The organism is Vibrio sp. QJM3NY_39 (assembly GCF_057785895.1).
The window spans coordinates 905,227-924,174 of sequence record NZ_CM173506.1 but is presented as its reverse complement, the minus strand read 5'-3'; the positions used below and the strand labels follow the sequence as shown (position 1 = coordinate 924,174).

The following is an 18,948-nucleotide window of genomic DNA, read 5'->3' as shown; positions in this document are numbered from 1 at the left end:
TTAATCCCTAACTCTAATGAGTATTTTGTTAGTCTTGGAAACAATTATTTACAATCCAAAGAAAAATTATTTGGATCGCTAGAGGTTGTTTTTTTGAATATGAAATTATTCGGCAGTTCTTTGATTCTTTCAGGAACTGCATTAGGGGCTGGTATGCTTGCCATTCCGATGGTGTTGGCCCAATTTGGCTTCATGATCAGCTCAGTGCTTATGCTGCTTATCTTTATTGGCACTACCTACTCAGCACTCCTCCTGGCAGAAGCGTGCACCAAAACCAAAGACAACAGTGGAATGAGCAGTGTTGCTTACCTAACGTTAGGCAGCAAAGGCAAACACTTTATCAATGCACTCTTTTACCTGCTGTTGGTGTGCATGCTGATCGCTTATATCTTGGGTGTCGGTGACATCATCCACAAACTGCTGCTCGACGTCGGCGTAGACATCTCTGCATCCGCTGCTTATACCGTTTTCAGCCTATTGATGGGTGTGATTGTGGTGGCGGGTAAGTCGTATATCGACAAATTAAATCGCGGTTTATTCATCACGATGGTGGTGATGCTGCTTATCGTTATCGCCTCTTTGTTTAGCAACATTCGCATTGATTATCTGACTCAAGCCAGCAAATACACGGCTAATGACGTGGTGCAGTACAGCGCGGTTATCTTTACCAGCTTTGCTTCTATGGTGGTGATTCCGTCACTGGTTATCTACAACCGAGAAGCGACTCAAAAACAGATCCGCAATATGATTCTATTGGGTTCAGTGATTCCATTAATTTGCTACCTAACTTGGTTATTCGCAATTATTGGCAACCTTGGTACAGACGCTATCAGCCAATTCCATAACATTTCAGAACTGATCTCAGCGTTTAGCGGGCAGTCTGCTTGGTTAAAAGTAGTGATTGCGCTGTTCTCAGCACTGGCATTGGTAACCTCTTTCCTTGGTGTGTCGATGGCGCTGTACGACCAAAACAAAGATGCCGTCACCAACAACAAAGCATTGGCTTATGCCCTAACCTTCGTTCTACCTTTGGTATTAGCTGAGTTATTCGCAAGCCAGTTCGTGAGCATGTTGGATTACGCGGGGATGGTGTTGGTGTTCTTAGCTATCTGGGGACCACTTGCAATGGTGGTTAAAGTTCGTAGGCCAGACTTTCCTCACCTACAGACTCAAGGCAGCTATACCGCAGCCGGCGGCGACACGGCACTTATCGCAACATTTGGTTTTGGTGCGTTGATTTTTATCTCTTGGTTTATGGGTTAATTCTCAAACTAATACAATATCTAGTGACCATTTAAACGGTAGTCGATACCAAAAAGCCCGTGAGCATTACTCTGGATTAGCAATGACCGCTAATTAGTAGTAAAGGCTTATGGGCTTTTCATTTTCTGATTATCATTGCCGAGAACTAAAAGCCCTCTCTCATTTGGTCAAGTTACCAAGCAATTGCTCACACTGTGCTTTTAATGATTTAAGCTCATCTTCGTTCATCTTGGAGAGACACAGCATTTCAACTGGCACGGTTTGCGCTTGTTCTTTGAGAGCGACTCCTGCAAGTGTCAACGTGATAACTCGAACTCGTTCATCTTCAACACTGCGAGTTCTAAGCACATAACCTTTCGCTTCCAAACGCTTGAGTAATGGCGTCAAGGTGCCAGAATCTAAATGCGTTTTTGCGCCTAGCGCTTTGACATTTATCTCTTTTTCTTCCCAAAGCACCATCATCACAATGTACTGCAAGTAAGTAAGATCAAGCGCTTTCAGTAAAGGTTGATACGCTCTGCTCATTGCATTCGACGCACTATACAACGCAAAACACACCTGATTATCCAGCTTTAGATAGTCATCTTGGTCGCTCATGATCACCTCACCAATAAATTAAATTGTGCACAATATACTTGCGCGTTCAAATTTTATCAATTAAGCTAGCTTTAAAATTAAGTTGTGCGCAATTTAATTTTACACAATTCAAGTAAGGACTAAAACAATGACAACACTCTACACAACTTCTGCAACAGCAACGGCAGGCCGTAACGGCCAAGTTTCTACTGATGACAACCTGCTTTCAGTGGCGTTGAGCTACCCTAAAGAGATGGGCGGTACAGGTGAAGCGACCAACCCTGAACAACTGTTTGCTGCGGGCTACTCTGCGTGTTTCTCAAACGCGTTGCTTCATGTAGCGAAAGAGATGAAGATTAAGATCGCATCAGCGCCAACGACTGCAACGGTAGGCATTGGTCCAAATGAGAATGGTGGCTTTGCTTTAACCGTTTCACTAGCCGTTGAACTCGATTTAGATCAGGAACAAGCTGTTACGCTTGTGAAAACGGCTCACCAAGTTTGCCCTTACTCAAACGCGGTTCGTGGCAACATTGATGTGAAATTGTCGGTTAACGGACAAGCGCTTTAGTTTTTGGTTCTTGATTCTTGGTTCTTGGTTCTTGGTTCTTGGTTCTTAAAGCATAGAACGAGAACCTAAAACTTAACGATGAAAATCAACACGCCGACGATAAGCGTGAATGACATTCTTACCTCAATGTAGCGAAATTAGAATATCGAGATATTGCGATATCTTGCTTTAAAGAGTATATTCCACGTTAATCGAAAACAGCAGCCAAACGCCATGTCAGATATGAATGAAGTTTTAAAATCGATCAACAACCCTGTTCGCAGAGACATTCTTCATTGGCTAAAGTCGCCACATGAGCACTTTAACCTTGAGAAACAGCTCGTTGATACCGATATTGAAGGGGTATGCGTCAGCATTATTCAAGAGAAAAGCGGTTTGTCTCAATCGACAGTGTCTTCTTACCTATCTAACCTGCAACGTGCAAAGTTGGTGACTTCAAAACGCATTGGCTCGTGGACTTACTACAAGCGTAATGACGAATACATCGAGAAATTCCTAAAAGCGCTGTCTGATTCCCTATAGTTGAAAAGAACAAAAATCAACAGAACAACAGTTAGATAGCACGATGAAAACTGGATGGATTCACGCCATCCTTTATGACGAATATCATTTATTAAAAATTAACATATCGAGATTTTTAGATATCTAGTTATCGAACTATTCAATAATGATGATGCAGATACTAAAAATGCAGCGGAGCCGACAAACATGAGCAAGTCTATTCAATCTTTTAATCCTAGTAATGGAGAACTGCTTGGTGAGGTCAATAACGCCTCTAGAGATGAAGTAGTTCAAACGATTCGCCAGTCAAAGGCTGCACAAAAAGCATGGCGTCAACTCTCAATGAACGAGCGAGTGCGGACTATTATCAAAGCCTATCAACAACTTGATAAGTACGAAGAGTCCCTCTCACAGTTACTTGCTCGTGAAATGGGTAAAGATATTCGTCGCGCCACTGGCGAAGCAACTGGTGCGATTTATATGGGTCAGCATTATGCAGAAGAGGCACAACGCGCACTCAATACGCGAAAGCTCTCTGGGTCCACTGAACTTCAATATCGCCCACTTGGGGTTGTCGGTGTAATCTCTCCTTGGAACTACCCGGTGATGATGGCAAATAACCTCATCGTGCCTGCGTTAGTCGCGGGTAATACCGTGATTCTAAAACCTTCTGAAGAGACCCCTCTTATCGCTCAAGCATTCTTTGGTGAGCTACAGAAACACCTACCCGAAGGCGTATTGACAATTTTGCATGGCGATCGCGAAACGGGTAAAGCTTTAGTTGAAGGTGACATTCAAATGATTGCGTTCACGGGTTCTAAAGCAGCAGGCCAAGACATCATGGTTCGTGCAGCAAGCAAAGTGAAACGCCTTGTAATGGAGCTGGGCGGCAAAGACCCCATGATAGTGATGCGCGATGCTAACTTAGAGCAAGCAGCACGTTTTGCCGTCGCGGGTAGCTTTGAGAACTCAGGGCAAATGTGTACGTCCATCGAACGTATTTATGTTGATGAGCGAATCGCCGATAAATTCGAACAACGTGTCACTGAGATCGCCAATATGTACCAGATTGGCCCGTGGGATATGCCTAACGTAAACATAGGACCAATCATCAATGCCATGCAACATGGAAAAATCGCGGATCAACTAAAAGACGCACAACAAAAAGGGGCTACTTTCCTTCTAGGCGGTATTGAACAACCAGAGCGTTATATCCGCCCTACTGTTATCACCGGAATGACAGCAGAAATGAAGCTGGAAACAGAAGAAACCTTTGGTCCGGTTGTTGCTATCAGTCGTTACTCAAACATTGATGATGCCATTGAGCGCGCTAATGACAGCGAGTATGGGTTGGGTGCCGTGGTGTTCGGAAACCAAGGCGTCAATGACGTTGCTGACGAACTTGATGCTGGCATGGTTGGCATTAATCAAGGACAAGGCGGCAGTGGTGATGCTCCATGGGTTGGTGCGAAACAGAGTGGCCTTGGTTACCACGGCTCGGTTGACGGACACCGTCAGTTTGCACAAGTAAAAGTGGTTTCAAGATAGAGGTTGATGATGAATAACAAAGAAAATTTTTATGTCGTTCGACGCGAGTCTGGTACTCAGCGCAGTGACCTTCCCGTTTGGGCACCAAAGTCTGCAAACCCATTTGCACTTGATAAGAACGTTAACGCGGTATCACGCGCTGAAGTAAACAATGTACCGGGAGCTTTTCAGTTACTCGATGTGCTACTCCCTGAAGAAGTTCAGCGCATACTAGATGGAGCCAATCAACTTGGCTTTACGGAAGATGCGGCCGTTTCTCTACCAAGAGAAGTTCGCCACAATCAGAATCTCAACTTGATAGCTGATACTGATACGCTCGACGTAATTTGGAAACGTTGCCAAGATCATTTCGTTGATAAGTACGACCATTTTGCTGGAGTGAAACCACTTGGAATCAACGGTCGTTTTCGATTTTATCGCTACGATGAAGGGGATTTCTTTAAAATGCACACCGATGGCTCTTGGCCCGGTAGTCAAGTTGTCGATGGAGAACTGATCGATGACTCTTTTGGCGACCGTTGGAGCATGTATACCTTTTTACTTCTCCTGAGTGATGATTTCGTCGGTGGCGAAACCCAATTCATGGTTAGCCATGATGACCCGAGTAAGCCTGCTCGTCGTCAAGGGCATCATCATGAGAGTGCGGATATAGAATCAGTTAGAACACCCAGTGGTAGTGTCCTGTGTTTTCCTCACGGTACTCACCCTGCTCATTGTATACACGGCTCAGCACCGATACTTTCTGGCACTAAATACATTATTCGTACTGACGTATTGTTTGAGCTTTAACTTGTCGTTTCTATAAAGCGCAGTCTTAGTCGCTTCAAATCCTAAAAAAATGTCCCGCACTAAGCGGGACATTTCGTTATATAAGAGAGATAGCTCTTAACTTTAAACTCTTAGCTATTAGCTATGAGATCGGAAAGATTAACTCTTAAACGTATTCGAGAGTTCTTTCAGTGATGTTGCCAATTCTGCTTGTTCTTTGGCTGTTGCTGCAATTTGAGTCGCGCCTGTCGTCGATTCTGTCGACTTCTGTTCGACTGCCACAACGTTCTGAGCAATATCCTGAGTGACGACCGCTTGCTCTTCGGTCGCAGTTGCGATCTGCTCTGTCATGCTGAATATTTCGCTCACAGCACCAGAAATATCTTGCAGCGTCTGCTCTACTCCTCGTGAATCTTCAACTGCTCTTGAAGACATCTTCTTGCTGTTATCAATCACGTTAAACGCGGTTTGCACGTCTGATTGTAGAGAGCTAATGAAGCCTTCAATTTCCAAGGTGGATTCTTGAGTGCGCTGCGCCAATGTACGAACTTCATCAGCTACAACGGCGAAACCACGACCTTGTTCACCAGCACGTGCCGCTTCGATCGCTGCGTTTAGTGCTAACAAGTTTGTTTGATCAGCAACCGACTTAATCACATCGATAACGCTGTTAATGTTATTGCTGCTTTCGTGTAGGTGGGTAATTTTCTCAGCTAAGCCGTTAATCTCAGATGCTAAGATTTCAATCGATTCATAAGAGTGTTGGACCGTGCTCAAGCCTGCTTGTGATTGTTCGTCAGCCAGCTTAGCTGAAGTTGCTGTTTGCTGTGTTTTAGCCGCAACTTCGCTCACCGTTGCCGAAAGCTCTTCTGTCGCTGTTGCAATCAAGCCGATTTGGTCTTGCTGCTCAACCAAAGTATTAGAGTTGTATTGGCAAGTTTGCGCTGTCTCTTCGGCTGCTGAAGCGAGTGTTAGGCTAGATTGAGACAAGTTATCGATCACCTGAGAGAACTTCTCTAACGTTTCGTTAAGCGATGAAGATATCTGACCAAGCTCGCTCTCACCCAAGTATGTTGCGCGAACGGTTAGGTCATTGTCATCACGGACTTTAGAAAGCACACGCGTAAGATCTTTAACTCGAGTTGTTAAATCTGTAATGGCTTTAAAGCTAATAAAGGTCGCAAACAGGGTGATCACAACAAACATCGCGATACTGCCCATCATTGCTGATTGAGCTTGCTGAGTTTTCTGATCAGTCAATGCAATAAGAGAGTCTGCCAGTTGGTTCTCAGTCTTCTTCAGCTGAACAATACGTGCCGTTGACTGTACAAACCAATAGACAGGATCAACATCAAAACCACTCATTTTCGATTCTGCTAGCTGTCGAAGTTTTTCTACTTCCGCTACAGATCGATCATTCAGTTGTTGTTCAAAGAAACGAACATTATCGGTAGTGCTCAACACTTTAAAGTTCGAAAAATAAGTATTTTGCTCTGTCACCAAAGAGATGAATTTCACTAGCATACCTGGGCCAAATTCATTTTTAGAAAAGGTGTTGTTGAGGACAGCACGCTCGATACCCGCTCGCTCTTTACCTTGCAAGAAATTGTAGTAAGCGATGGTTTCAGTAGTAATCGTCGAGTCTGAGCTCAGTTCCGCAATCAAAGCCGATACACTAAGCAGTTTTGCATTCAGTTTTGTGTAGTAACCTAACGCCTCAGAGAGTGGAATTGATTGAGAATCCACTCGATTACGAATAGAAGTGATCTGATTGAGGCTTCGGCTGATTTCTGTATTCAACTTTGTGATTTGCGGCAAATCGATATCAGCAGACTGCCAATATTCGTTTCTTTGGTCACGTCGAGTATCCGCACTTGTTCTTTGTGAGCGTAGTTCACTGACAAACTGAGTACCCTGTGAGCCGATAAAGCCAGCCGTCATGCCTCGCTCTTTTTGCAACTCATGCACCAATTCACTGTAAACAACCGACAAGCGTGTCAGTTGATTCAATGATGACATTTCACTCGCCGTTTCTACGCCTTTTGAAATCGCAGAAACACTGAGCCATAGAAACCCTAAGATCGGCAAAATAAGCAAAGCAATGATTTTTTGCTTAAAAGACATATCGGATAATTTCATTTTTATTCCCTAGCAGCTAACAAATCTCTATCTGTCATGTAATTAGACACACTTCTAAACCGGCATGCCCTTGTTGAGATCATATAATTATTCAGTTTTAACAATTACCGTTCTATATCGACGGCAATCGATAAATCTAACACTTAACCTTACAAAACTCATTGATTTATTTATAAAACTGCAAGCTATGCAACCTTAGTAGCCATACAAATGCGTGCAACAACATTTTATTGGCGGAGTGACTAAAAATTGACAGATTTTGCATAACCACAAAGAGGTAGATCGGCACTCGCAGTATAATCCTTACCAAGTAATGCACTCGCGATCATCTATAAATTCAACATCAAATATGTATAATGCCGAGCTCTTAAAATTAACGTAGATGCATAATTAGAGGTTTTATGAATTGTCCTGCTTGCGAAGAAAACATTGGATGGGAGTGGGTAGAAGAAGCCGCTATCGAACCCAATGAAGAATTCAACTGCCCAGAATGCGATGAAACTTTAATGTATACCATTGATGAAGGCACCTATTACGGCGCGCAACATAAAACTGTAGAAGTAGTCGACGCGTAAATTACAGCCTTATAGCGACAAGCTGACCACTTTATTTCAAATACTTAGCAAATAACTAAACTAAGCGGCTTACTTTCTTGCTGGCTCTTCTTTACTAGAACGGGCGTTCAGCATAAAATATTGAACATATGTTCAGATTAATGAAGTAGATATTATGGCCAAGACAGCGAAGTTCGATAGACAAGATGTAGTAGATAAAGCAACTAACCTGTATTGGGAAAAGGGCTTTCACGCAACGTCTATGCGTAACCTACAGGACGTGATTGATATGCGTCCGGGCAGCATCTACGCGACTTTTGGCAGCAAAGAAGGCCTATTTAAGGAAACTCTTGCTCGTTATACCGAACTTGGCATTCTCAATCTGAATCGCTTCCGCAGCGAAACGGATTCTCCAATCAAAGCGCTCGAAAACTTCGTAAAGCGTGCTGTTGTCGAATCTAAACAGAGCTCTCCTAACGGCATGTGCATGTTAGCTAAAACGGTTGCTGAACTGACTGACGAGCACGCAGAATTATTAGCAGAAGCGAAGAAATCATTAAAGATCATGGAAGGTGAATTCGCCAAGTTGATAGCTGAATCACAAGATCTAGGTGAGATAAGCAAAGAGCGAGAACCCGCTCAGCTTGCTCGTCATGTTCAAGTTCAAATCGCTGGCCTGCGTACCTATGCGAAAACATGCGACGACATCGAATTACTCAACTCGATGGTTGAGGACGTATTTAAGTACCACCCTTTTTAGAGGCTGAACTTATATAAGCTCAGACCATATAAAAAGACGCCCAAGTATTATTATCAATACTTGGGCGTCTTTTTATTTATCGCTTTTCAGCCAATCTCAAGATCCGATTACTTTGATACTTTCGTCATGATTAACGCCTGTGCATTAAGCATCGCTTCTTTGGTACTGACATCTAAGGTTTTAACGTTCGCAAAGCGCTCGACTTCTTTGATTGCCACATCGTGAGCAAAAATCACTAGCCTAGCTTTTTCAATATCTTTTTGTGTAATGCGATTGCCTATCCCGTTTGCACCTTGTGTTTCGACTTTTATCCGAACCCCAAGATGATGTGCTGCCTTTTCCAAAGACTTAGCCGCCAGAAAAGTGTGCGCGACACCTGACGGGCAAGAAGTAATAGCAAGTACATCAGCTTGCCCTTCTTCCGTGACCGAACCACCCGCAAATTGACTAGAGCGAGACTCATCTTCAACCACATTCTTTTTAAGCAGTATCACGATCGCAGCCGTCGTCAGTGCACCCGCTAACGTCCCAACAATGTAGCCAATCTTGCCATCAACCACAGGCAAAACAATCCAGCCCCCCCAAGGAGCATGGTTTACTACATGGAACATAAAGCCAACCACGTTACCGACAATGCCACCAGCCACAACTGCAGGCAGAACACGCGCAGGATCGGCCGCTGCAAATGGGATTGCACCTTCACTGATGCCAATCATTCCCATAATACCTGCTGCTTTACCTGCTTCGCGTTCGTCTCGTTTAAACTTCTTCGGCGATAAGAAAGTCGCCAGCGCCATACCTAATGGGGGTGTACAAATGGCAATGCCAACGCCCCCCATTAACCATGGCTGAGTATTCACCTGAGTTTGTGCAAACAGCGTGGCTACTTTGTTGATTGGACCGCCCATATCAAACGCGGTCATTGCACCTAGAATGCTACCCAGCACCACTTTTCCTGAGCCGGCCATGCCAGTCAGCATTTGGTTCATCTCAAGCATCACCTGCGCAATGGGGGCACCAATCACCCACATCACAGCCCCACAGGTAACAAACGTGCCGACAAGCGGATAGATGAAGATAGAGCTCAGCGAGATCATGCTGTCTGGCAGCTTGATCTTCTTAAGTAGATTCACCACAAAGCCTGCGAAAAAGCCGACCACAATCGCACCAAGGAAACCAGTGTTGTATTGATTCACCGCCACCGAAGAACCAATCATGCCTGGTGCTAAACCCGGTTTGTCTGCCATTGAATACGCGATGTAACCGCCGAGCACGGCGGTAAAAAGCGTTAAGCCCGCAATACCCATTTGTGCAATGTCAGCCAAAACGCCGCTCTCTGGAACGGCACCGTGACCAGACATCATCACCGATAAAGACAACAGAACACCGCCCGCGACCACGAATGGAATCATGTGTGAAGTGCCGTACAACAAGTGTTCTTTAAGGCGATTAAGAGATTGAGCCCAAGGGCTGAGTGGCTCGACATACACTTCATGATAGTTGGAGGCGTAGCTGTCAAAAGAGTCAGAATTGGCTTCGAGAAACAACTCTAAAGCTTCCTCTACCGACTCCATCGCCTTTAATTTTGTAACAAAGTCATCTTCAATCAGTTTGGTCGATATTTGAGCCAATACCTCGATATGATGATCATCATTGTTATCGGGTGAAGCGAGCATGAAGAACACATCAGACAATTCACCACCGTCGGCCCCATAATCGATTCCAGAACGACTGATACCAACGGCGACAGCAGGTTTAGCTACGGCTTTACTTTTCGCGTGTGGAATCGCAATACCATCATCAAATCCAGTATTACCTATAGCTTCACGCTTCCAGATATCATCAAGGAAATCACTTTTACTCGAGAGCTTACCGGCACGGTCGAGCAGTTCAACAAGCTCTTCAAATACCGCCTGTTTCGAGTCTGCCTGTAATTCCAAGCAGATAATCTCTGGCTCGATAATGTTAGTGATATCCATATGCTGCCTCGTACGAGTGCCGATTTAAGTAAATGAGCTAAAAGAAGTTAATGAGATGAAAAGATTAACGACGCAAGGCTTCTCAATATATAGGACGAAAAGTGCATTAACTGGATAATTGTAACCAAGAACTCAGAGTGTGACGTCCACCTTTGAATTAAAAACGGCAATCCATAAAATCCACAGATTCGGATAATAGTATCTGATCCACACAAGCCGAGAATAATAATGAGAATTGTAGCGGTAACTGCGTGCCCTACAGGCATTGCCCATACCTACATGGCAGCGGATGCATTAGTTAAAACCGCCCCTAAGTTCAACGTTTCAATCAAGGTTGAAACGCAAGGTGCGATGGGTATTGAAAACTTACTGACAGATCACGATATCGTGCAGGCTGATAAAATCCTGATCGTCTCCGATATCGACATTGAACAACCAAACCGATTTGATCCTGCGAAAACCGTGTTGATCTCAATGGAGGAAGTACTGTTAAGCGTCGAAAAGGTCTTTATCAAGCATTGTCGTGACCTAAAACCTTGTCGTGATACGAAGCCTTGTCGCAGCTAATCCTCGGTATGAATGAATATCAGATCACCTTCTTCGTAGACGACCCAGCGGCTAATTCTCACGTTGCGCAGCCTCTCACCCGTTTGGCGAAGAAGTTCAAAAGTAACATCCGTATTATCAACATCACTCAAAATCGAACGGCCGATCTATCCAAATCTGTCGCGATGTTACAAGTCGGTCTACTTCGTGGTGATTTGTGTCAGATAACCGCTGTTGGTATCGATGCGGAACTGGCGTGCTTTGTTCTTAAAGACATAATCGCCGAGCATTACGCCATGGTTGGCTCGCAAGTAAACCATGAGTTCTCTAACGATTTGATTCAGCGTATGCCGCAGATATGCCCACCTTGCGAGATCAAATGGCATCATGCCAAAGCACAAACTCAACTGACCAAGTTTGAATGCCTAAAAGGGCTCGCTCACCTCGTTTACCCACAAGATCCGGATGAACTGATTCTGGCGTTTATTAAACGAGAGGAACGCTCTTCGACATGTGTGTCACCGGGGATCGCACTGCCCCATGTGATGTTTGAATCAACTCAAGATCTTTCGATTGCGGTCATCGTCAGTGACGACCCGATTGATTGGGCTTCACGCATTGGTGAAGTGTATGTTGCCATCGCACTCGTTCTGCCAACTAAACCACAACGAGAACATATTATTGCAGCCACCAATTTAACGCGAAACCTGCTCCACGATCAGGTCAATGAACGTTTACAAATGACTCGAAGCAGTGTCGATTTGCAGGCCCTATTGATGTACATCTCGTCACGTCTGATTTAGTTCATCTCTCCCTTTTAAATTCATTTCCTTGATTAACTAAGTTACTCGCTCCATTAGTTGTAATCTCAATGGTTCACACAATAAAAAACGGCTGAGCAATTACGCTCAGCCGTTCTATTCTAAATGGCTTATCTTGTAGGTTTAGTTACCTAAGCCGTTTTGTTCTCTTGTTTCGCATCTTCCACCGAGTCGTCCACGGCTTTCACCAGCATCAGACCAACGATAAACACGATACCGCCACACAGTACGAACATCATTCTTCCCCAGAATAGGTTCGGTAGAGCAAACATCGCCATTACTGCCACACCAGACACTGCAATCAGTGAGCCCAGCATGTGGCGTTGCTTGTTATCCAATTTCTTCTGTGCTGTTGATTCAGAAACCAAAGGTGTCGCAAGGTTGTTGAAGAAAATATCTACATCTTTCTGACGAGACGCTTCTAGTGGTTTGTAGAACAGAGTCGAAAGAATGAAGAAGCCACCTGTGAACGTTAAGTGAGCAATCAGGCCTACCGCTACTTTCAAATCAGACCATTCACGGCCCGTTAGCGGCTCTAGGTTGAACCAGTTTTGTAGCATTTCAGCGGTAATCACGAAGCCTACGATGTAAGACACAATCGCGCCAACCACTAACGTGCCCCAACCTGCCCAGTCTGGAGTCTTCTTAATGAAGAAGCCACAAAATGCTGGAATGGTCATTGGGAAACCGATTAATGCACCGACGTACATCATGGTGTCGAACAGGCTCAAACCTTTCAGCGAGTTGATAAACAGTGCGATAAGGATGATAGCGACGCCGAAGACCGAAGACATCAACTTAGACACAACCATCAACTCTTTCTCTGTCGCGTTTGGACGAAGAATCGGTTGGTAGAAGTTGATAACAAAGATACCTGAGTTACGGTTTAAACCTGAATCCATTGAAGACATAGTTGCCGCAAACATCGCTGCAATTAGAAGCCCCACCATACCTGCTGGCATGTATTGCTCTACAAAGTATAGGTAAGCAAAATCGCCAGCTTTAGAACCTGCATCTGGGTAATGCGCCGCAAGATCAACGCCTTGTCCTGCAACAAACCAAGGTGGCATGAACCAGATGATTGGACCGATTGTCATCAGAATACATGCCAACAGAGCCGCTTTCTTCGCGTTCTTTGAGTCTTTTGCCGCTAGGTAACGGTAAGAATTCAACATGTTGTTGGTGATACTGAACTGCTTGAAGAAGATGAAGAATGCCCAGATTCCGAAGATACTTACGTAGTTCAGATTATTACCAGAAACGAATGATGCGCCTTCTGCTACAGGGAAGTCGTTGATGATCTCAGTGACACCGCCACCTTGCACAATAGCGACCGCAGCACACGTTACTGTTACCGCCATGATGATAACCATCTGCATGAAGTCAGACGCGATAACCGCCCATGAACCACCTGTCACCGACATCACAAGTACAACAAGACCGGTTAGAACGATGGTTGTCGTCATATCGAAGCCGAAGATGCCCGATGCGATGATCGCCAAGCCATTTAGCCAGATACCTGCAGATACAATACTGTTCGGCATGCCAGACCAAGTAAACACTTGCTCGTTGAAGCTACCAAAGCGCATGCGAATCGCGTCAATTGGCGTTACTACACGCAGTTGACGGAATTTCGGAGCGAAGTACAGGTAATTCATCAAGTAACCAAAGGCGTTCGCCAGGAAAATAACCGCGACAGCCATACCATCGGCATACGCTTTACCCGCTGCACCAGTGAAGGTCCAAGCACTGAACTGCGTCATAAATGCAGTTGCGCCAACCATCCACCAAAGCATGTTACCGCCCCCGCGGAAATAGTCACTGGTGGTACTGGTGAACGTTCTAAACATCCAACCTATTGCGATAAGGAAAAGGAAATAAATTCCTACGATCAGAGTATTGAGTTCCATGTATAAATCTTCTTTATTATTAATATCTGAAGAGCATATTATCCATAGATAATTTAATTTGTAGTATTATAAGTCAAGATTGTGATAGAGCATATAAACCTGAATATTTGATTTCGAGTCATTAATTACGCGCTAGTAAATAAAGAATAAGCCTAAACAAGGTAAACATTTAAAATCAACAACTTAAAAACACCTCAATCAGTAACCCGGACAACAATAACAAGATTTTGTCGTCTCGATAAGTGGTTTTAATTTACTTAACATCCATTAAATGCATCGCATTAATACATCAACTCTCACACGTTTAATTCAATCAATAGAGAGCGGAAATAATAAGCAACTCGAAAAACTAACCCTTAATATTATTAATTGGAGTTACTTAGTGAAACACGGTAAATAGAAAAATGAACTTAGATATGAAGCGTAGGAATAAACGGAAGAGGAGAACACAAAGCAAATGGATCATAGCAGTTCGGAGTCAGCAGTGATGCTCTAGTCATACAAATTTCGGTCGTATAAGCTCAGGTCAGAAAAGGGAATTTTAGAGTATATTAGATTGACCCACGATATTGTGTCGGTGTTCTTCCTGTTCGATCTTTGAACACTCGACAAAAGTAATTCACGTCCTTGAAGCCACAACGCACCGCCACTTCATTGAGCTTGAAGTTGTACTTTTTGAGCATGAACTTGGCACGGTCGACTCGCACGCGTGTGATGTATTCTGCCAGCGTCATATGGCCCTGCTGGCGGAACATTCGTGATAAGTGATTGGATGAAATACTAAAGCGTGAGGCAATGCTGTCTCGGGTTATTTGGCGATGGAAGTTCTCTTGAATGTAGATACAAATTCCCTGATACACATCCTGCACTCGGCTGTGAGACTTCTCGACCGGCGCATCCAACATCGACTTACTGTATTGAAGAAGAGCCTGTAGCAATAACTCATCCATAGGCTGCTTGTTGCTCTCTCTTGCTAGTGAGCTAAGCGCCTCTAGAATGTTATCAATCGCAAACCCAGATCGAGTCTGAATACTGTGCTTTTGAATATCATAGAAACTCTCTTCCCCTTTGCGCTTACTCACCAAACTTAAACCAAGCTGACGACGCCCAAACAACATGCTCAACACAGAACAATCGGTATCCCAATTAGGCTTATTCCAGCAGTTAGGCGGAATGAAAATCGCATCTCCAGCTTTGGCAATAACGTTAGTGATTTTGCGATCATGACTTTCCATTTCATTAATATACTCTCCGTCTAGAACCAACTCTAAACGCGGAAAGTTCACCTGATAACTAAAAGCTGAAGGAGTATGAAAATCTCCAGCAAACCAGATGTTATGAAACGGTTCTCTCTCATTTAGCACCGAGGAGATTAAGTCATGAAATATCATTATTCGTACTCTGATGGGCAGCAATAAGGCTACGAGAATAGATATACCCCTTAGTGAAACATAGCGCTATTGAGCAAAATCACAATTTGAGATCTAGGTTACAAAAATCCAGTCATAGAAATAAATATCCAGTCTAAAAACTGATATAGAACGTCATTTTTAAAATAGACCACTACGCCACAACCTTTATAAATAAAAGCCTCGTTGCATTATCAATGCTGTCAAGATAGGCCTAAAATCGACGGTTATACCGATCAAAATCACACTCTTTTTAGAACGCAACAATCATCCAGTAAATGCATTTTTTCTGCACTACAGAAGGTGAGTGATCAATTCCAGAATACCCATTACAAAATAAAAACGTATTAGGGGTTCATTATGATCACGACATTGATCAATCAAGATTTGATTAAGCTTTCGCTTAGCGCTAATTCAAAAGAAGACGTATTTAAAGAGCTAATAGACGTGCTTTATGCACAGGGTCGAATTTCAGATAAAACACAATTTCTTGCCGATATTAAGGCGCGTGAAGCACAAGGTAATACTGGCTTTGAAGAAGGTATCGCCCTTCCACACGCGAAAAGCAGCGCGGTAATCAAACCCGCGGTTGTGATCGGCGTCCACAAGCAGGGCATCGACTACGGCGCAGATGACGGTCAGCCATCCAAACTCTTTTTTATGATTGCCTCTCCAGATGGCGGCGATAACCATCACATCGAAGTTCTAGCAGAGCTTTCTTCAAAACTGATTGAAGAAGACTTTATCGAAAGCTTCATGAATTCCGACTCAGAACAAGCGGCGTTGGAACTACTGCTTACTAAACCTGAACCATCAACAACCGAAACCAACGTTGAGAAGCAAGGCTTCATCATTGGTGTGACAGGTTGCCCTGCAGGCGTTGCACACACTTACTTAGCAGCAGAAGCACTTGAGAAAGGCGCGGCAGCACTTGGTTACGACATCAAGGTCGAAACCAACGGTTCTATTGGTGTTAAAAACAGCCCAACTCAAGAAGAGATCGAACGTGCTGACGCGATTGTCGTGGCTTGTGACAAGCAGGTCGACATGGCGCGCTTTGCGGGAAAACGCGTTATCAGCACCAACGTAAAAGCACCAATCAAAGACGCGCAAGGTTTGATTAAGCAAGCGCTCAACGCACCAAGTTATCAAGCAGACCAAGCGCCGACCAACCAATCTGTTGCAGAGAAAGCCTCACAAGCGCGTTCAGACCTTTACCGTTACTTGATGAATGGCGTATCACACATGATCCCATTCGTAGTAACTGGCGGCCTATTGATCGCACTTGCATTGGCCATTGGCGGCGAGCCAAGTGAATCCGGCATGGCGATTCCTGCGGGCAGCATGTGGAACCAAATTCTAGAAGTGGGCGTGGTTGCCTTCACCCTAATGATCCCAATCTTGGCTGGCTACATTGCTTACGCGATTGCCGACCGCCCTGCCCTAACCCCTGGCTTGATTGGCGGTTGGATTGCGAACAACGGTTCTTTCTACGGCGCTGACGCAGGTACAGGCTTCATTGGCGCAATCATCGCAGGCTTATTAGTCGGTTACTTCGTTAAATGGATTACCTCATTTAACTACCACAAATTCGTTCAACCACTTGTGCCTATCATGATCGCTCCGATCACTGGTTCTCTGTTCATCGCGGGTCTGTTCATTTTTGTGATTGGCGCACCTATCGCTGGGCTGATGGATGCACTGACTGCACTGCTAACGAGCATGAGCACAGGCAACGTGGTTCTGCTAGGCATTGTCCTTGGTGGTATGGCTGGTTTCGATATGGGCGGCCCATTCAACAAGGTGGCGTTCCTATTCTCGGTCGGCATGATTGCGAGCGGTCAAACTCAATTCATGGGTGCAATGGCGTGTGCAATTCCTGTTGCTCCACTGGGTATGGCTATCGCAACCAGACTTGGCCGTAAGTTCGACCTATTCGAATCTTCTGAAATTGAAGCGGGTAAGGCTGCAGGCGCGATGGGCTTAGTGGGTATCTCTGAAGGTGCGATTCCTTTCGCAGCTCAAGACCCTATGTCGGTTATCCCTGCCAACGTACTGGGTTCAATGACTGCAGCGGTTATGGCGTTCTCATTTGGTATCACCAACAGCGTTGCCCACGGTGGTCCAGTTGTGGCTCTACTCGGTGCAATGAACTACCCAATGCTGGCACTTCTGTGTATGGCTTCAGGTGCGGGCGTAACTGCGGTTACATGTATCGCGCTTAAAAATCTACGCAAAGCCAAGCTAACGACAGCAGCGGCTTAAGCCATTTCAACTCCAATGGCTTGAGCCCTTTTACTCTCCTTTTTTTAGGAACTAATACAGCTCAAGCCATGTTTCCCTTCATGGTGATTTCGATGTCTGATTTTTCTTTAGCGAACGACTCGTTCGTACAACGCTTTTTCTACCCTATGACTAATGTGATTCAAAACTACGCATGGGGTAGCCCTTCTTCGTTTAGCCAACTGTTTGGTATTGATAACCAATCTGGCGAGCCGCAAGCGGAGATCTGGATGGGCGCTCACCCCAATGGTTGTTCTATGGTGAACAATAACGGGCAGCAGACCACCCTATCGAGCTTGATCTCTCAGAACCTAAACCTGTTTCTAAGTGAGAAAGTGGCGAGTCGTTTTGGTGAGCTGCCGTATCTGTTTAAGGTATTAGCAGCAGAGAAAGCGCTCTCAGTTCAAGTACACCCGAATAAGCAACAAGCGGAATCTGGGTATGCACTCGAAGAGCAGCAAGGCATTCCAATGACGGCGGGCAACCGTAACTACAAAGATGCCAATCACAAGCCAGAACTGGTGTATGCCCTAACCGACTACACGGCGATGAATGGTTTTAGGTCGATCGACGAGATCCTTGAACATTTCCACTACCTCGATATTCCAGAGCTGCATTCGATGATCAACGATTTAGCGGGCGATCAAACACCGAATGGATTAGCGTGCTTTTTCGCAAGCCTGTTGTCTTTGGAAGGCGAACAAAAAGGAATGGCACTCACCATGTTGTTGATGAAGGCGAAGCTTTCTGATAACTGTGTGTTCCAGTTGATTTCAGAGTTGGAACAACAGTATCCGGGTGATATCGGCCTGTTTGCCCCGCTGCTATTGAATGTGATCACCCTAAAGCCAGGGCAAGCCATGTATTTGGATGCTGAAACGCCCCACGCTTACATCAAAGGGACTGGATTAGAGATCATGGCGAATTCCGATAATGTGCTTCGTGCCGGGTTGACACCTAAGTACATGGATATCAATGAACTAGTCTCTTGTACTCAATTCAATGAAAAGCCTGCGGATAGGTTACTGCTAAGCCCAGTTGAGCAAGGTGATGTAATGGAATACCAAATTCCCGTCGAGGATTTTAAGTTCTCTATCGTCCAGAATTCTCATAAGAGAGAGATCACTACTGAGGGTGCAGAGATCTTGCTGCCGCTCGATGAATCCATGGTGCTCACCCATCAATGCGGTGAAACCTGTGTGATAGAGAAAGGCCAATCGGTTTTCATTCCCGCTTATGCTGAGAGTTACAAACTGGATTGTGTTGGGCGTGTTGCACGCGCTTACAGTTAGTCAGCACTGAGCAAATCTAAATAAACTC

General features: G+C 44.7%; 16 protein-coding genes. 11 read left to right on the top strand and 5 right to left on the bottom strand.

Features of this window, described 5'->3' with window-relative positions:
- Nucleotides 1–99: 99 nt before the first annotated feature.
- The gene (locus AC3CHU_RS20005; RefSeq protein WP_488526354.1) at nucleotides 100–1,263 is read left to right on the top strand and encodes an amino acid permease; all 1,164 of its coding nucleotides are present in this window, start codon (nucleotides 100–102) and stop codon (nucleotides 1,261–1,263) included.
- Nucleotides 1,264–1,422: 159 nt separating this feature from the next.
- On the opposite strand, the gene ohrR is transcribed toward AC3CHU_RS20005, so the two are convergent.
- On the bottom strand, nucleotides 1,423–1,860 hold the full coding sequence (gene ohrR, locus AC3CHU_RS20000) for a transcriptional regulator OhrR (protein ID WP_488526300.1): 438 nt from the start codon (nucleotides 1,858–1,860) through the stop codon (nucleotides 1,423–1,425).
- Nucleotides 1,861–1,987: 127 nt separating this feature from the next.
- Between ohrR and ohr the strand changes: the two genes are divergently transcribed.
- From ohr to AC3CHU_RS19980, 4 genes are all read left to right on the top strand, one after another.
- On the top strand, nucleotides 1,988–2,410 hold the full coding sequence (gene ohr, locus AC3CHU_RS19995; RefSeq protein WP_135457044.1) for an organic hydroperoxide reductase Ohr: 423 nt from the start codon (nucleotides 1,988–1,990) through the stop codon (nucleotides 2,408–2,410).
- 213 nt (nucleotides 2,411–2,623) lie between these two features.
- Nucleotides 2,624–2,932 carry an ArsR/SmtB family transcription factor gene (locus AC3CHU_RS19990; RefSeq protein WP_488526299.1) on the top strand — a complete coding sequence of 103 codons (309 nt, stop codon included), beginning with the start codon at nucleotides 2,624–2,626 and terminating at the stop codon, nucleotides 2,930–2,932.
- A gap of 186 nt (nucleotides 2,933–3,118) precedes the next feature.
- Nucleotides 3,119–4,459: an aldehyde dehydrogenase family protein gene (locus tag AC3CHU_RS19985; protein WP_488526298.1), complete on the top strand. Its 1,341-nt coding sequence runs from the start codon at nucleotides 3,119–3,121 to the stop codon at nucleotides 4,457–4,459.
- A gap of 9 nt (nucleotides 4,460–4,468) precedes the next feature.
- Entirely contained in the window at nucleotides 4,469–5,248 is a 780-nt protein-coding gene (locus AC3CHU_RS19980; protein ID WP_488526353.1) for a 2OG-Fe(II) oxygenase family protein, read from the top strand.
- A gap of 138 nt (nucleotides 5,249–5,386) precedes the next feature.
- On the opposite strand, the gene AC3CHU_RS19975 is transcribed toward AC3CHU_RS19980, so the two are convergent.
- Nucleotides 5,387–7,366 carry a methyl-accepting chemotaxis protein gene (locus tag AC3CHU_RS19975; protein WP_488526297.1) on the bottom strand — a complete coding sequence of 660 codons (1,980 nt, stop codon included), beginning with the start codon at nucleotides 7,364–7,366 and terminating at the stop codon, nucleotides 5,387–5,389.
- A 401-nt stretch (nucleotides 7,367–7,767) separates the two neighbouring features.
- On the opposite strand from AC3CHU_RS19975, the gene AC3CHU_RS19970 reads away from it, so the two are divergent.
- Together AC3CHU_RS19970 and AC3CHU_RS19965 are read left to right on the top strand one after the other, a co-directional pair.
- On the top strand, nucleotides 7,768–7,941 hold the full coding sequence (locus AC3CHU_RS19970) for a hypothetical protein (protein WP_162838716.1): 174 nt from the start codon (nucleotides 7,768–7,770) through the stop codon (nucleotides 7,939–7,941).
- A 154-nt stretch (nucleotides 7,942–8,095) separates the two neighbouring features.
- The gene (locus tag AC3CHU_RS19965; protein WP_065206324.1) at nucleotides 8,096–8,680 is read left to right on the top strand and encodes a TetR/AcrR family transcriptional regulator; all 585 of its coding nucleotides are present in this window, start codon (nucleotides 8,096–8,098) and stop codon (nucleotides 8,678–8,680) included.
- 107 nt (nucleotides 8,681–8,787) lie between these two features.
- On the opposite strand, the gene AC3CHU_RS19960 is transcribed toward AC3CHU_RS19965, so the two are convergent.
- Nucleotides 8,788–10,659: a fructose-specific PTS transporter subunit EIIC gene (locus tag AC3CHU_RS19960; protein WP_488526296.1), complete on the bottom strand. Its 1,872-nt coding sequence runs from the start codon at nucleotides 10,657–10,659 to the stop codon at nucleotides 8,788–8,790.
- Nucleotides 10,660–10,887: 228 nt separating this feature from the next.
- On the opposite strand from AC3CHU_RS19960, the gene AC3CHU_RS19955 reads away from it, so the two are divergent.
- The gene (locus AC3CHU_RS19955; RefSeq protein ID WP_017074509.1) at nucleotides 10,888–11,226 is read left to right on the top strand and encodes a PTS fructose transporter subunit IIB; all 339 of its coding nucleotides are present in this window, start codon (nucleotides 10,888–10,890) and stop codon (nucleotides 11,224–11,226) included.
- A gap of 8 nt (nucleotides 11,227–11,234) precedes the next feature.
- On the top strand, nucleotides 11,235–12,008 hold the full coding sequence (locus AC3CHU_RS19950; protein ID WP_488526295.1) for a PTS sugar transporter subunit IIA: 774 nt from the start codon (nucleotides 11,235–11,237) through the stop codon (nucleotides 12,006–12,008).
- 149 nt (nucleotides 12,009–12,157) lie between these two features.
- Here AC3CHU_RS19950 and AC3CHU_RS19945 read toward each other — a convergent pair whose 3' ends face one another.
- On the bottom strand, nucleotides 12,158–13,936 hold the full coding sequence (locus AC3CHU_RS19945) for a sodium:solute symporter family transporter (RefSeq protein WP_488526294.1): 1,779 nt from the start codon (nucleotides 13,934–13,936) through the stop codon (nucleotides 12,158–12,160).
- Between the two features lie 551 nt (nucleotides 13,937–14,487).
- On the bottom strand, nucleotides 14,488–15,327 hold the full coding sequence (locus AC3CHU_RS19940) for a helix-turn-helix transcriptional regulator (RefSeq protein ID WP_488526293.1): 840 nt from the start codon (nucleotides 15,325–15,327) through the stop codon (nucleotides 14,488–14,490).
- Between the two features lie 378 nt (nucleotides 15,328–15,705).
- Here AC3CHU_RS19940 and AC3CHU_RS19935 point away from each other — a divergent pair, with 378 nt between their 5' ends.
- Nucleotides 15,706–17,610 (top strand): PTS fructose transporter subunit IIABC, encoded by a 1,905-nt coding sequence (locus tag AC3CHU_RS19935; RefSeq protein WP_488526292.1) that lies wholly within the window; start codon nucleotides 15,706–15,708, stop codon nucleotides 17,608–17,610.
- Between the two features lie 92 nt (nucleotides 17,611–17,702).
- Complete coding sequence (gene manA, locus AC3CHU_RS19930; RefSeq protein WP_488526291.1) at nucleotides 17,703–18,920, top strand: mannose-6-phosphate isomerase, class I; 1,218 nt, start codon at nucleotides 17,703–17,705, stop codon at nucleotides 18,918–18,920.
- Nucleotides 18,921–18,948: the final 28 nt, after the last annotated feature.

Excerpts from the sequence above, each read along its gene's own strand:
- ohrR (WP_488526300.1), bottom strand. The coding sequence starts at position 1,860 with ATGAGCGACCAAGATGACTATCTAAAGCTGGATAATCAGGTGTGTTTT.
- AC3CHU_RS19980 (WP_488526353.1), top strand. The coding sequence starts at position 4,469 with ATGAATAACAAAGAAAATTTTTATGTCGTTCGACGCGAGTCTGGTACT.
- AC3CHU_RS19960 (WP_488526296.1), bottom strand. The coding sequence starts at position 10,659 with ATGGATATCACTAACATTATCGAGCCAGAGATTATCTGCTTGGAATTA.
- AC3CHU_RS19985 (WP_488526298.1), top strand. The coding sequence starts at position 3,119 with ATGAGCAAGTCTATTCAATCTTTTAATCCTAGTAATGGAGAACTGCTT.
- AC3CHU_RS19970 (WP_162838716.1), top strand. The coding sequence starts at position 7,768 with ATGAATTGTCCTGCTTGCGAAGAAAACATTGGATGGGAGTGGGTAGAA.
- AC3CHU_RS19945 (WP_488526294.1), bottom strand. The coding sequence starts at position 13,936 with ATGGAACTCAATACTCTGATCGTAGGAATTTATTTCCTTTTCCTTATC.
- AC3CHU_RS20005 (WP_488526354.1), top strand. The coding sequence starts at position 100 with ATGAAATTATTCGGCAGTTCTTTGATTCTTTCAGGAACTGCATTAGGG.
- AC3CHU_RS19950 (WP_488526295.1), top strand. The coding sequence starts at position 11,235 with ATGAATGAATATCAGATCACCTTCTTCGTAGACGACCCAGCGGCTAAT.
- AC3CHU_RS19975 (WP_488526297.1), bottom strand. The coding sequence starts at position 7,366 with ATGAAATTATCCGATATGTCTTTTAAGCAAAAAATCATTGCTTTGCTT.
- AC3CHU_RS19955 (WP_017074509.1), top strand. The coding sequence starts at position 10,888 with ATGAGAATTGTAGCGGTAACTGCGTGCCCTACAGGCATTGCCCATACC.
- ohr (WP_135457044.1), top strand. The coding sequence starts at position 1,988 with ATGACAACACTCTACACAACTTCTGCAACAGCAACGGCAGGCCGTAAC.
- AC3CHU_RS19990 (WP_488526299.1), top strand. The coding sequence starts at position 2,624 with ATGTCAGATATGAATGAAGTTTTAAAATCGATCAACAACCCTGTTCGC.
- AC3CHU_RS19935 (WP_488526292.1), top strand. The coding sequence starts at position 15,706 with ATGATCACGACATTGATCAATCAAGATTTGATTAAGCTTTCGCTTAGC.
- AC3CHU_RS19965 (WP_065206324.1), top strand. The coding sequence starts at position 8,096 with ATGGCCAAGACAGCGAAGTTCGATAGACAAGATGTAGTAGATAAAGCA.
- manA (WP_488526291.1), top strand. The coding sequence starts at position 17,703 with ATGTCTGATTTTTCTTTAGCGAACGACTCGTTCGTACAACGCTTTTTC.
- AC3CHU_RS19940 (WP_488526293.1), bottom strand. The coding sequence starts at position 15,327 with ATGATATTTCATGACTTAATCTCCTCGGTGCTAAATGAGAGAGAACCG.